Here is a 12841-nt window from a genome sequence, read left to right as displayed (position 1 = left end):
CGCAGGCTATTGCCCCAGGCGTGGACGCAGTGTCGCCAGGTTGCAGGGTTTGGTGCGCGCATCCAGTTGCGCGCGCACGATCTTTTCCCAGGCGGTGCGGCAGGCCGAGGTGGAGCCGGGCAGGCAGAACACGAAGCTATGATTGGCCAGCCCCGCGAACGCACGCGACTGCAGCGACGAGGTGCCGATTTCATCGACGCTGACGGCGCGGAACATCTCGCCGAAGCCGGGCATCAGTTTGTCCAGCAGTGGGGTGATCGCCTCCGGCGTGCTGTCACGCCCGGTGAAACCGGTGCCGCCGGTGACCAGGATGCCGTCGACCTGCGCATCGGCGATCCAGGCCGACACGATCGCACGCATGCGGTAGCGATCGTCCGGACACAGCGCACGCTCGTGCAGCACATGGCCTTCCCGGGTGAGCGCCTCGGTGAGGTAATCGCCGGAGCGATCGTCGGCCAGGGTGCGGCTGTCGGATACGGTCAGCACGCACAGGCGCAACGGAATGAAGTCGAGATTGGAAGGCATGTGCGCAGCCTAGCGAGCCTGGGTGGCCGGGTACAGCGTTGTGGTGTGAATTTGAGGGACGCCAAGCGGTCGACATCGAACAAGGCCGCAATTTGATCAATGTTGGGCTTCGATCAGTGCTGGAAACATCGGGCGTCAGCCATCCCGCGCGCTGCGACGTTCAGCGCGCAGTGACCAAAGCCCCTCTCCTGCGGGGCGAAAAGGCACAGCACCGCCCTTTACATCCCCAACCAACCACGCTCCCGCGCCATCGCCTGCAACAGGGTCGCGAGATCTTCCGCAAATCCGTCCATATCGAAAACGCCGCTGCGCTGTCGTTGCTCGGCAAGATGCGCGCGTACCTCAGCCAGCAGGTCCGGATCGTTCGCCAGCTCGATGGCTTTGGCCACGAACGCCGCGTCATCGGCCACATTCATCTCATCCAGACCCAGATGATGATTCAGGCTGCCGGCCACGCGCGCAGCGAAGGTCTCGCCCGGCGTGGTCAGCACCGGGCAGCCTGCCCATAGCGCATCGGAGGCGGTGGTGTGGGCGTTGTACGGGTGCGTGTCCAGGAACAGATCCGCATGCCGGTAGCGCGCCAGATACTGTGGATGGGGCAGTTTCGGCATGAACACCAGGCGCTGCGGGTCCACGCCCTGCGCCTGTGCCACCGCACGCAAGCGCGCGTCGGCCCCGCCCGGGCCGGACAGCAGCCAGAGCACGCTGCCAGGCACCGCGCGCAACACCGCCAGCAGGCGCATCATGCTGCGCGGATTGAGCTTATAGCTGTTGTTGAAGCAGCACAGCACCACGCCGCGCTCGGGCAAGCCGCATTCCGCGCGCGAGGGCGGCTCGGCCACCGTGCGCGAGGTGTCCGATGGTTGGAACACGCGTGGCAGGCGCAGCACCTGCTCGCTGTAGAACGGCGCCAGCGAGGGTGGCAATGCGAACGCGTCGCCCAGCACATGGTCCATCCATGGCGCACCCGAGGTGCCGGGATAGGCCAGCCAGTTGATCTGCACCGGCGCCGGCCGCAGCGCGAACACTTCCGGGCGCCCGCCGCCGCCCCAGCCGCGCAGATCGAACAACAGGTCGATGCCCTGCGCGCGGATGTGGCGGGCGGTATCCACGTGGCCCAGCGCGGTCACCTCGTGCAGCGTGACGGCCTGCGCCAGGCGCGCACGGATCCCGCTCCCGTCGTCGGGGCTGGTGGCGAACAGGTGCACGTGCAGGTCCGGCTGGCGGCGCTGCAGCGCCTCGAACAGCGCCACCGTCAGCAGCCCGGTGGGGTGCGCCCCGAAGCCATTGGAGACGAAGCCGATCCGCAGCGCTCCCTGGCCGCGCACCGCCACCGGCGGCAGTGGCTGCAGCATCGCCGCGATGGCCTGCGCCCGCGTTCTCGCGCAGGCCAGTTGCTCGGCCGCGCTCGCGTCTTCGCTCAGGAACGCGAACGGCTCCACTGCCGCAGCGCCTTGAGCCACGGCGGCCCGCACCTGCGTGGACAGCGCTTCCAGATCGCGCCAGTCGCACAGGCGGCGGCGCCAGTTCAGCAACTGCGCAGCGATATAGGGTTCGTCGGGAAGCAGCCGGTATGCGCGCGTGTAGGCGGTTGCGGCCTGCTCCGGCTGGCCGGCGTCCTCCAGCGCATGGCCCAGCCAGAGCGCGATGCCTGGATGCTGCGGTACCAGGTCGGAGGCCTGTTGCAACAGGCGCGCCGCCTCGGCGTGCCGCGCCTGCGCCCAGCGCACGCGCCCCAGCCGCGCGATCGCTTCCGGGTGACCTGGCTGCAGCACCAGTGCGCGTTGCACGGCCTGCTCACCTGCGGCGGTGGCGCCCATGTCGAGCTCGGCATCGGCCAGCATCAACCAGGCCACCAGATCGCCGGGCTGGCGCCGCGCCGCCTCGCGCAGCTGCAGCAGCTCGCGCGGAACCGCGGCGTTCATGGGGTCTCGCTCAACCGCGCCAGTTCGTCGGCCTGATGCTCATGGACCAGCCGGCCGATCAGGGCATCCAGATCGCCTTCGATGATGTTGGGCAGGTCGTACAGGGTCAGTCCGTCCACGCGATGATCGGTGATGCGACCCTGCGGAAAGCTGTAGGTGCGGATGCGTTGGCTGCGGTCGCCGCTGCCCACCTGCAGTTTGCGTGTCTGCGCTTCGGCGGCGGCGGCCTTGCTGCGCTCGGTCTCCAGCAACTGCGCCTTGAGCCGCTTCATCGCCTTGTCGCGGTTGGCATGCTGGCTGCGCTCGGTCTGGCATTCCACCACCACGCCGCTGGGCAGGTGGGTGATGCGGATCGCCGATTCGGTCTTGTTGACGTGCTGGCCGCCGGCGCCGGAAGAGCGAAACGTATCCACCTTCAGGTCGGCCGGATTGATCGCGATCTCTTCCACGTCATCGGCTTCGGGGATGATCGCCACCGTGGCGGCCGAGGTGTGGATACGGCCCTGCGATTCGGTCGCCGGCACGCGCTGCACGCGGTGGGTGCCGGATTCGAACTTCAGCCGCGAATACGCGCCGCGCCCGACCACGCGCGCCACCACTTCCTTGTAGCCGCCGTGCTCGCCGGGGCTGTCCGACTCGATCTCGACCTTCCAGCCCTGGCGTTCGGCATAGCGCGCGTACATACGAAACAGGTCGCCGGCGAAGATCGCCGCTTCGTCCCCGCCGGTGCCGGCGCGCACTTCCAGAAACAGGTTGCCGTCGTCGCGTGGGTCGCGCGGTACCAGCAGCAGCGCCAGTTGCGCATCCAGTTCTTCCAGGCGCGCCTGCGCGGCGGCGATTTCTTCCTCGGCCAGCTCGCGCATTTCCGGGTCGTTGCGCATGGCTTCGGCCGCGCTCAGGTCGGCCTTGGCGCGCGCTTCGTCTTGCAGTGCCACCGCCACCGGCTCCAGCTGCGACAGTTCGCGCGACAGGGTACGGAACCTGTCGTTGTTGCCCACCACCTCCGGGTCGGACAACAGGTGCTGCAGTTCTTCGCGGCGCTCGGCCAGCGCTTCGAGCTTACGGCGCAGGGTCGGCGTCATCGGTCCTCACGATCGGGGTAGCTACAGGGGGATGTTGGTAACCGGGATTTTCCGGAAACAGTCGTTCGGCTGCGCTGGTCAGTTCCAGGTCGTTGTTGAGTGCCGCCTCGCGCAAGGCCGCGGTCGGCGGATGCAGCAGGCGGTTGGTCAGCGCATTCGCCAGTTGCTCCAGCACTTCGTCGGCCGGCTTGCCGTTATGCAACTGCTGACGCGCCTTGGCCAGCAATTCGTCGCGGGTACGGTCGCCGAAGGCGCGCAATCGCTTGAGCGGGGCCTGGCGCGCAGTGGCCTGCACGGTTTCGACATAGCGTGCCACCTGCAGGTCGATGATGGCTTCGGCCTGGTCGGCTGCCTCGCGGCGGCTGCGGCGGTTGTCTTCGACCGCGCGTTCCAGGTCGTCCACCGTGTACAGGTAGGCATCGCCCAGCTCCGCCACCGACGCTTCGATATCGCGCGGCACCGCCAGATCGAACAACAGCATCGGCTTGCGTTTGCGTAAGCGCAGCGCCTGTTCCACCTGTGTCCGCGTCACTACCGGCTCGCGCGCGGCGGTGGCCGAGAACACGACATCGGCCTCGGCCAGGTGGCGTTCCAGGTCGGTCAGCGGCAGCGCATAGCCGCCATGCTGGCCAGCCAGCGTCTGCGCATGGGCCAGGGTGCGGTTGGCGATCAGCAGGCGGCGCACGCGGCCTTCGCTCAGGTGTCTGGCGGCCAGTTCGATGGTTTCGCCGGCGCCGACCAGCAGTACGGTCGATTCGTTGAGCCGGGCGAACGATTCCTGCGCCAGCCGCACGGCAGTGGATGCCACCGACACCGGATTGGCGCCGACACGGGTATCGGTGCGCGCGCGCTTGGCCACCGAAAACGTCTGCTGGAACAGGCGATCCAGGCCGCTGCCCAGCGCGCCGTGCGCCCGCGCCACCGCCCAGGCATCCTTCACCTGGCCCAGGATCTGCGGCTCGCCCAGCACCATCGAGTCCAGCCCGGTGGCGACCCGAAACAGGTGGCGCACCGCCTCGGCTTCCTGATGCTGGTACAGGTGGCCGCTCAGGCCCGGCGCGTGGGCATCCAGCCAGCTGGCCAGTGTCCGGGCATCGTCCGCCAGTGCATACAGCTCGGTGCGGTTGCAGGTGGACAGCAGCGCAGCTTCGCGCACCTGCGGCAAGGCGCGCAAGGATTCGAGCGCGCGCGGCAGTGCGTCCCCTGCGAACGCTGCGCGTTCGCGCAGGTCCACAGGTGCGGTCTGGTGATTCAGTCCGAGCACCCACAACGTCATTGTTCAGTTGCTTGCGATAAGCTGGCGGCCATTCAGGGCCCCATTTTACGGCCCGGTTGCCCCCGATGCCTGTACCGATTCGCATCCTGTGTGTTCTTTTGCTGGCCGCAGCCTCCGCCAGCGCCACCGCAGCAGCAAAAAAAGCCACGCCTGCGCCCGTGGCCGGCAACACCGCCAGCGCTGCGCTGGAGCCGGTGCTGGCCGGTGAGTTCGCCCTGCAGGCCGGCCAGCTGGACGATGCCGCGCGCGCCTACCTCGACGCCGCCAGGGCCGAAGCCGGAGATGCCGGACTGGCCGAACGTGCCGCCCGCATCGCCATGCTGGCCAATGACGACCCGCGCGCCATCGAAGCCCTGGCGCTGTGGCGTGCCCGCGCGCCCTCGTCGCTGTCCATGCGCAGCACCGAGGCCTCGCTGGCCCTGCGCCGCAACGACCTGCGCACCGCGCGCCGCGATCTGCTCGGTCTGCTCAAGGAGCCGGATCCGCGTGGCTGGCGCTTCGCGCTGATCGCCCTGGCCAATGGCGGGCGCGAGCCGGAAGCCTCCGCCGACGTGCTCGAAGACCTGGTCAAGGCCGGCGCCATCCCCAACCAGATCGAAGCCTGGCAGGAGTTCGGCCGGCTCGCGCTGCGCATGGAGCGCCCGGCGCTGGCCAAGCGCATCGTCGATGAGGTGGTGCGGCGCTTCCCCGAAGAGCCGCGCGTGGCCTTGTTGCATGCCACGCAGCTGCAGCAGGAGGGCAAGAACGACGAGGCCCTGGCGCTGCTGAAGAATGTCGAGCCGCAGGCGGTCAAGGATTCCGAGCTGCGTGGCGCGCTGGCTTTCGCCTATGACGCCATGGGGCAGACCGAGGCCGCCGCGCGGGTCCTGTCCACCGGGCCGCAGGACACCCAGACCTACGGCCTGCGTGCCTCCATGCTGGCCAAGGAAAAAGACCGCAGCGCGCTGGAGGCGCTGTATGGCGAGCTCAAGGGCAATGCGACCAAGCCGGACCCGGATCGCCGCCTGCTGCTCGGCAAGATCGCCGAGTTCCTCAAGCGCTACGACGAGGCGGTGGAGTGGTACCGCGGTGTGCCCGGCGGCCCGCAGCTGAGCGAAGCGCGGCTGCGTACCGCGAGCGCCTTGTACGAACTGGGGCGCAAGCCCGAGGCGTTGGCGGAAGCGCGCGCGCTGCAGGGCGATGCCAGTGCCGACGACGATGCCCGTCGCGATGCCTATGTGCTGGAAGCCGAACTGCAGCAGCGTGCCGGCGATGCGCCGGGCGAGCTGGAGGCCTTCGAACGCGGCCTGGCCGCGTATCCGGACGACGGCGCGCTGCTCTATGCCCGCGGGCTTGCCTGGGAGCGGCGCGACGACGTGCCGCGCGCCGAGGCCGACCTGCGCAAGATCCTGGTCGCCGAACCCGAGAACGTCGCAGCGCTGAACGCGCTGGGCTACACCCTGGCCGACCGCACCACCCGCTACAAGGAGGCGCTGGCGCTGATCGACCGCGCCCGCACCGCCGACCCGGACAATCCGGCCATCGTCGATAGCTATGGCTGGGTGCTCTACCGCATGGGCCGGACCAAGGAGGCACTGGTGCAACTGCGTCGTGCCTGGGCGCTGACCAAGGATCCGGAGATCGCCGCGCACGTGGGCGAAGTGCTGTGGGTCAGTGGCAAGCAGGACGAGGCGCGGCGTTACTTCGACGAAGCCCGCCGGCTGGATCCGGACAACCGTGCCCTGCAACGCGCGATCGAGAAGTTCGGTCCATGAAGGGATCCATCCGCACGCTGGCCCTGAGTGGGCTGGTGCTCACCGGGCTGTCCGCGTGTGTCAGCGTGCCGCGCGGGCAGGGCACGGGTGCGGCGGTCGTCGAGCAGGTCTCGCAGCAGGCACGCCAGGCCGAAGTTGCGCGGCAGGCCTGGTTGCAGGCGCATCCGCAGTGGTCCTTCCAGGGGCGGGTGGCGATCAGCAGGGAGCGCGATGGGGGGAGCGGTCGTATCGACTGGCAGCAGGATGGCCCGCGTTATCGCGTGCAGCTCAGTGCGCCGGTGACCCGGCAGAGCTGGGTGCTCAGCGGCGACACCACCACCGGAGCGGGACGCATCGAAGGCCTGGAGGGCGGCCCGCGCAGCGGCCCCGATGCCGAGCAGGTGCTGCGCGACGCCACCGGCTGGACCATCCCGGTCAACCAGATGCCCGACTGGGTGCGCGCGCTACGGCTCGCCGAGCCCGCCGCGCAGCGCGTGGATCTGGATGCCGCAGGACGTCCGCGCACCGTGCAACAGGATGGCTGGACCATCGATTTCCTGGCCTGGGCGCCGGCCGGCGACGGCCAGCCCGAGCTGCCGCAGCGCATCGAGGCCCGCAACGGCAGCGCCAAGGTCCGCCTGCTGGTCGATCGCTGGACGGTCTCGCCCTGATGGATGCACTGGACGGCTGGTCGGCCTGGCCCGCACCGGCCAAGCTGAATCTGTTTCTGCAGATCACCGGACGCCGCGCCGATGGGTATCACCTGCTGCAGACGGTGTTCCGGCTATTGGCCTGGGGGGACACCATTCATCTTCGTGTGCGCAATGACGGCCTGATCCGGCGTGTCGGGGAAAGTTTGCCCGGCGTGGCCGAAGACGACGATCTGGTGATCCGCGCCGCCCGCCTGCTGCAAACGGCCGCCACTGCGCAGGCCGGCGCCGAGATCCGGGTCGACAAGCGCATCCCGGCCGGCGGCGGATTCGGTGGCGGTTCCTCGGATGCGGCGACCGTGCTGGTGGCGCTCAACGCCTTATGGGGCCTCCGATTGCCGGTCGATACGCTGGCCGAACTCGGCCTGCAGCTGGGCGCGGATGTGCCGGTCTTCGTGCGGGGTCGCAACGCCTGGGCCGAGGGGGTGGGCGAGCGGCTGACCCCGATGGCGCTCGCCGAGGCCGCCTATGTGCTGGTGGATCCCGGCGTTCACGTGCCCACGCCGGCCCTATTTCAGTCGCGGGAATTGACGCGGGATGCTGCGCCCGCGAAAATAGCGGACTTCGCTTCCGGTTCTCTGCTCGACAATGCGTTCGAGCCGGTCCTGCGGCGCCGCGAACCTGCCGTCGAGGCCGTGTTCCAGGCGCTGTCCAGGATCGGAACGCCACGCTTGACCGGGTCGGGAAGCGGCTGTTTCGTCGAATTCGCCACGCGCGCTGCTGCAGAGCAGGCACTGGCGAGGTTGCCGGGCGGCCTGCGGGCGTGGGTGGCGGAGGGTGCAGCGCACTCGCCGTTGCTCGACGCACTGGACGCGTTACAGGTTTGATGCAGGGGCGTCGCCAAGAGGCCCAAGGCACCAGGTTTTGATCCTGGCATTCGTAGGTTCGAATCCTACCGCCCCTGCCACTATTGATGCAGATCCCTCTGCAAGAGCCGCACATGCAGATCCCTCTGCAAGATCCCGCACATCCATGTGCGGGGATTTAACGAAAGGCCCGGCGTTTGTCCGGCCTTGTTCCGCTCCACCATCGTCCGTACGCTCGCCGCCGCCGCCCGAGAGATCCCATGCAAGATCAACGCAACCTGCTGGTGTTCTCCGGCAATGCCAACAAGCCGCTTGCCCAGAGCATCTGCAAGGAACTGGGTCTGCGCATGGGTAAGGCGCTGGTCACGCGGTTCTCCGATGGCGAAGTGCAGGTCGAGATCGAAGAAAGCGTGCGCCGGCAGGAAGTGTTCGTCATCCAGCCGACCTGTGCGCCCAGCGCCGAGAACCTGATGGAACTGCTGGTGCTGATCGACGCGCTCAAGCGCGCCAGCGCCGCCTCGGTCACCGCAGTGATTCCGTATTTCGGGTACTCGCGCCAGGACCGCCGCATGCGCTCCTCGCGCGTGCCGATCACCGCCAAGGTCGCGGCCAAGATGATCTGCGCGATGGAGGCCGACCGCGTGCTGACGGTCGACCTGCATGCCGACCAGATCCAGGGCTTCTTCGACGTGCCGGTCGACAACGTGTATGCCTCGCCGCTGCTGCTGGCCGACATCTGGCGCGCCTATGGCACCGACAACCTGATCGTGGTGTCGCCGGACGTGGGTGGCGTGGTGCGCGCACGCGCGGTCGCCAAGCGCCTGGACGACGCCGACCTGGCCATCATCGACAAGCGCCGTCCGCGCGCCAACGTGGCCACGGTGATGAACATCATCGGCGACGTGCAGGGCAAGACCTGCGTGCTGGTGGACGATCTGGTCGACACCGCCGGCACCCTGTGCGCCGCCGCCGCAGCGCTCAAGCAGCGCGGTGCGCTCAAGGTGGTGGCCTATATCACCCATCCGGTGCTGTCCGGCCCGGCCGTGGACAACATCACCAATTCCCAACTCGACGAGCTGGTGGTCACCGACACGATCCCACTGAGCGCGGCCGCACGCACATGCCCGAAGATCCGGCAGTTGAGCGTGGCCGAGCTGCTGGCCGAAACCATCCGCCGTATCGCATTCGGCGAGTCGGTCAGTTCGCTCTACGTCGACTAGAACCCCATTCGGCGTCCGCATCCCGCGGGTGCCGGTACTACGTCTCTCCTGGTCGCGGGTGAGACGCTCCATCGCCGCGAGGCGGTATTCCAATCTAGGTAGTGAAACAACATGGCAAAGACTCACGAAATCAAGGTCGAGCGCCGCGCAGACGAGGGGAAGGGTGCGAGCCGCCGCCTGCGTCACGCTGGCGTCATTCCGGCCATCGTCTACGGTGGCGATCTGGAGCCGGTCAGCATCCAGCTCAACCATGAGCAGATCTGGCTCGCCCAGCAGAACGAGTGGTTCTACTCGTCGATCCTGGACCTGAACCTCAATGGCGACGTGCAGCAGGTGCTGCTGCGTGACATGCAGCGCCATCCGTTCAAGCAGCTGATCATGCACATCGACTTCCAGCGCGTCAGCGCCAACGAGAAACTCAGCGCGTCCGTGCCGCTGCACTTCATCAACGAAGCCAGCTCGCCGGCCGGCAAGTCGAGCGAAGTGGTCGTCACCCATGAGCTCAACGAAGTTCAGGTGGTCTGCCTGCCGAAGGACCTGCCTGAGTTCATCGAAGTGGACCTGGGCGCCCTGGAAGTGGGCACCGTGATCCACCTGTCCGAGATCAAGCTGCCGGCCGGTGTGGAAATTCCCGAGCTGAAGCTGGGCAAGGAACACGACGTTGCGGTGGTTGCCGCCAAGCACGTGCGTGTCGAGGAAGACGACGCTGCCGGCGAAGAAGACAGCGAAGGCGCCGAGACCAAGTAATCCGTCGGCCGGTTCCCCGCATGCTGCGGGGGATCGGCTGCGGCGACCGGCATGTCTGCACTTCGTCTGATCGTCGGGCTGGGAAACCCCGGCCCGGAACACGCGCAAACCCGGCATAACGCCGGGTTTCGTTTCGTCGATGCCCTCGTCGAGCGCGGCGGCGCCCGCTGGGCACTGGACAGCAAGCTGTTCGGCGAGACGGCCAGGGTCGATATCGCGGGGCAGTCGGTCTGGCTGCTCAAGCCGGCCACCTTCATGAATCTCAGTGGCAAGTCGATCACCGCCGCGCTGCGGTTCTGGAAGATCGAGCCGGAACACCTGCTTGTCGCACATGACGAGCTGGATCTGGCGCCGGGCACGGCGCGGCTCAAGTTCGACGGCGGTCACGGCGGCCAGAACGGCCTGCGCGACACCATTCGCCTGCTCGGGCATGGCAGGTTTCACCGTCTGCGCGTTGGCATCGGCCATCCTGGTCACAAGGACCGCGTGGTGCCGTGGGTGCTGGGGCGGGCGGGGCGCGAGGACGATGCGGCGATCGGCGCGGCAGTGGATGCCGCCATCGATGTGCTGCCGCTGGCAATGGATGGCAATTTCAACGAGGCGATGAAGCGCCTGCATACCAGCAGGGGCGCGTGATTGGGGATTGGGGATTCGCGGCCAGGCGTCGCGACGAATCCCCAATCCCGAATCCCGAATCCCGGATGTGACCCATGGGTATCAAATGCGGCATCGTCGGCCTGCCCAATGTCGGCAAGTCGACCCTGTTCAACGCGCTGACCAAGGCGGGCATCGCTGCGGCCAACTTTCCGTTCTGCACGATCGAGCCGAATGTCGGCATCGTGCCGGTGCCGGATCCGCGCCTCAACCAGCTGGCCGAGATCGTCAAGCCGCAGAAGCTGATTCCCACCGCGGTCGAGTTCGTCGACATCGCCGGCCTGGTGGCGGGCGCGGCCAGTGGCGAAGGCCTGGGCAACAAATTCCTGGCGCACATTCGCGAAGTCGACGCGATCACCCACGTGGTGCGTTGCTTCGAGAACGACGACGTCATCCACGTCAACAACAAGGTCGACCCCATCGCCGATATCGAAACCATCGATACCGAACTGGCGCTGGCCGATCTCGATAGCGTGGAAAAGGCGCTCAATCGCGCCGAACGCAGCGCCAAGGGCGGCGACAAGGACGCGGCGGCACGCAAGCCGGTGCTGGCCAAGCTGCAGGCTGCACTGGCCGAGGGCAAGTCGGGCCGCGCGGCCGGCCTGGACGAGGAGGAGAAGGCACTGGTGCGCGATCTGTTCCTGCTGACGCTCAAGCCGGTGATGTACATCGCCAACGTGCTCGAAGACGGTTTCGAGAACAATCCCCATCTGGACGCAGTGCGCGCGCATGCCGCGGCCGAAGGTGCGGAAGTGGTGCCGGTCTCGGCCGCCATCGAGGAGGAGCTCTCCCAGCTGGACGACGAGGACCGCGACACGTTCCTCGCCGACCTCGGTCTGGACGAGCCTGGCCTGAATCGCGTGATCCGGGCGGCATACACGCTGCTGGGTCTGCAAACCTACTTCACTGCCGGCGTCAAGGAAGTGCGTGCGTGGACGGTCAAGGCCGGTTCCACCGCGCCGCAAGCCGCGGCAGTGATCCACACCGATTTCGAGAAGGGCTTCATTCGCGCCGAGACGATCGGCTTCGACGACTTCATCAAGTATCGCGGCGAAGCCGGCGCTCGCGATGCGGGTCGTCTGCGTCTGGAGGGCAAGGAGTATCGCGTCCAGGAAGGTGATGTCCTGCACTTCCGTTTCAATGTCTGATCGGCTGTGCGCGGCAGCGGATGCCGCGCGCATTCAGTCGTGACGATTTTTCGAAATTCTTGTTGACACGGGGCGTGGCCCACAACAGAATAACGGGCTGCTTCACCCCGAACCGAAATCGCCACGCGGCGGCGCGGTCCGGTTGTAAAAGCTGGAGGGATACCCAAGCGGCCAACGGGGGCAGACTGTAAATCTGCTGGCTTACGCCTTCGGTGGTTCGAATCCACCTCCCTCCACCAGTTTCACGTTGTGGCATGCAGTTCCCGGCGCGGGAGTAGTTCAACGGTAGAACCTCAGCCTTCCAAGCTGATGGTGCGGGTTCGATTCCCGTCTCCCGCTCCATTGAACGCAAATGCATGGCATAATGCAAAACTCGCTCACGTAGCTCAGTCGGTAGAGCACCTCCTTGGTAAGGAGGAGGTCGAAGGTTCGATTCCTTTCGTGAGCACCATTACTCAATCGTCTTCAACTCCAAACGATTACCGAGACACGCACCCATGGCAAAAGCTAAATTTGAGCGCACCAAGCCGCACGTGAACGTCGGCACCATCGGTCACGTCGACCATGGCAAGACCACGTTGACAGCTGCGCTGACCAAGATCGGTGCAGAGCGTTTCGGTGGCGAGTTCAAGGCGTACGACGCGATCGACGCGGCGCCGGAAGAGAAGGCGCGCGGCATCACGATCTCGACCGCGCACGTGGAGTACGAGTCCCCGACCCGTCACTACGCGCACGTCGATTGCCCCGGCCACGCCGACTACGTCAAGAACATGATCACCGGTGCGGCGCAGATGGACGGCGCGATCCTGGTGTGTTCGGCGGCCGACGGCCCGATGCCGCAGACCCGCGAGCACATCCTGCTCTCGCGTCAGGTCGGTGTGCCGCACATCGTCGTGTTCCTGAACAAGGCCGACATGGTCGACGACGCCGAGCTGCTCGAGCTGGTCGAAATGGAAGTGCGCGAGCTGCTGAGCAAGTACGACTTCCCGGGCGACGACACGCCGATCATCCACGG

General features: G+C 67.1%; 12 protein-coding genes and 4 tRNA genes. 12 read left to right on the top strand and 4 right to left on the bottom strand.

Annotation, left to right across the window (positions count from 1 at the left end; translation table 11 throughout):
* Window positions 1-6: 6 nt before the first annotated feature.
* The 4 genes from moaB to hemA all read right to left on the bottom strand — a co-directional run bounded on the left by moaB (window position 7) and on the right by hemA (window position 4808).
* Window positions 7-525 carry a molybdenum cofactor biosynthesis protein B gene (gene moaB / locus LL964_RS01845; RefSeq protein WP_104584676.1) on the bottom strand — a complete coding sequence of 173 codons (519 nt, stop codon included), beginning with the start codon at window positions 523-525 and terminating at the stop codon, window positions 7-9.
* A gap of 218 nt (window positions 526-743) precedes the next feature.
* Window positions 744-2450, bottom strand: a complete 1707-nt coding sequence (locus LL964_RS01840; protein ID WP_104584675.1) for an O-linked N-acetylglucosamine transferase, SPINDLY family protein — start codon at window positions 2448-2450, stop codon at window positions 744-746.
* A complete protein-coding gene (prfA, locus tag LL964_RS01835; RefSeq protein ID WP_104584673.1) occupies window positions 2447-3532 on the bottom strand; it encodes a peptide chain release factor 1 in 1086 nt (361 codons plus the stop codon). Before prfA ends, LL964_RS01840 begins: the two co-directional genes overlap by 4 nt.
* Window positions 3510-4808: a glutamyl-tRNA reductase gene (gene hemA, locus LL964_RS01830; RefSeq protein ID WP_104584672.1), complete on the bottom strand. Its 1299-nt coding sequence runs from the start codon at window positions 4806-4808 to the stop codon at window positions 3510-3512. The genes prfA and hemA overlap by 23 nt, the downstream gene beginning before the upstream one ends.
* Window positions 4809-4873: 65 nt before the next feature.
* Here hemA and LL964_RS01825 point away from each other — a divergent pair, with 65 nt between their 5' ends.
* The 12 genes from LL964_RS01825 to LL964_RS01770 all read left to right on the top strand — a co-directional run.
* Window positions 4874-6562 carry a tetratricopeptide repeat protein gene (locus LL964_RS01825; RefSeq protein WP_104584670.1) on the top strand — a complete coding sequence of 563 codons (1689 nt, stop codon included), beginning with the start codon at window positions 4874-4876 and terminating at the stop codon, window positions 6560-6562.
* Complete coding sequence (lolB, locus tag LL964_RS01820) at window positions 6559-7212, top strand: lipoprotein insertase outer membrane protein LolB (protein ID WP_104584668.1); 654 nt, start codon at window positions 6559-6561, stop codon at window positions 7210-7212. Before LL964_RS01825 ends, lolB begins: the two co-directional genes overlap by 4 nt.
* Entirely contained in the window at window positions 7194-8078 is an 885-nt protein-coding gene (gene ispE, locus LL964_RS01815) for a 4-(cytidine 5'-diphospho)-2-C-methyl-D-erythritol kinase (RefSeq protein WP_104585549.1), read from the top strand. The genes lolB and ispE overlap by 19 nt, the downstream gene beginning before the upstream one ends.
* Before the next feature lie 3 nt (window positions 8079-8081).
* Window positions 8082-8158, top strand: a tRNA-Gln gene (locus tag LL964_RS01810).
* Between the two features lie 159 nt (window positions 8159-8317).
* Window positions 8318-9277 carry a ribose-phosphate diphosphokinase gene (locus LL964_RS01805; RefSeq protein ID WP_104584667.1) on the top strand — a complete coding sequence of 320 codons (960 nt, stop codon included), beginning with the start codon at window positions 8318-8320 and terminating at the stop codon, window positions 9275-9277.
* Between the two features lie 111 nt (window positions 9278-9388).
* On the top strand, window positions 9389-10024 hold the full coding sequence (locus tag LL964_RS01800; protein WP_104584665.1) for a 50S ribosomal protein L25/general stress protein Ctc: 636 nt from the start codon (window positions 9389-9391) through the stop codon (window positions 10022-10024).
* Window positions 10025-10075: 51 nt separating this feature from the next.
* The gene (pth, locus tag LL964_RS01795) at window positions 10076-10660 is read left to right on the top strand and encodes an aminoacyl-tRNA hydrolase (RefSeq protein ID WP_104584663.1); all 585 of its coding nucleotides are present in this window, start codon (window positions 10076-10078) and stop codon (window positions 10658-10660) included.
* 74 nt (window positions 10661-10734) lie between these two features.
* The gene (gene ychF, locus LL964_RS01790; protein ID WP_104584662.1) at window positions 10735-11826 is read left to right on the top strand and encodes a redox-regulated ATPase YchF; all 1092 of its coding nucleotides are present in this window, start codon (window positions 10735-10737) and stop codon (window positions 11824-11826) included.
* A gap of 153 nt (window positions 11827-11979) precedes the next feature.
* Window positions 11980-12065 (top strand) — tRNA-Tyr (locus tag LL964_RS01785).
* A 29-nt stretch (window positions 12066-12094) separates the two neighbouring features.
* A tRNA-Gly gene (locus LL964_RS01780) sits at window positions 12095-12168 on the top strand.
* A gap of 33 nt (window positions 12169-12201) precedes the next feature.
* Window positions 12202-12277 (top strand) — tRNA-Thr (locus LL964_RS01775).
* A gap of 46 nt (window positions 12278-12323) precedes the next feature.
* Window positions 12324-12841, top strand: a 518-nt coding sequence (locus tag LL964_RS01770) for a GTP-binding protein (RefSeq protein WP_228329363.1), incomplete at its 3' end; no start/stop codon positions are given.

The organism is Xanthomonas melonis (assembly GCF_020783655.1).
Lineage (GTDB): Bacteria > Pseudomonadota > Gammaproteobacteria > Xanthomonadales > Xanthomonadaceae > Xanthomonas > Xanthomonas melonis.
The sequence above is the reverse complement of the archived record's forward strand: the minus strand, read 5'-3'. Positions and strand labels throughout refer to the sequence as shown.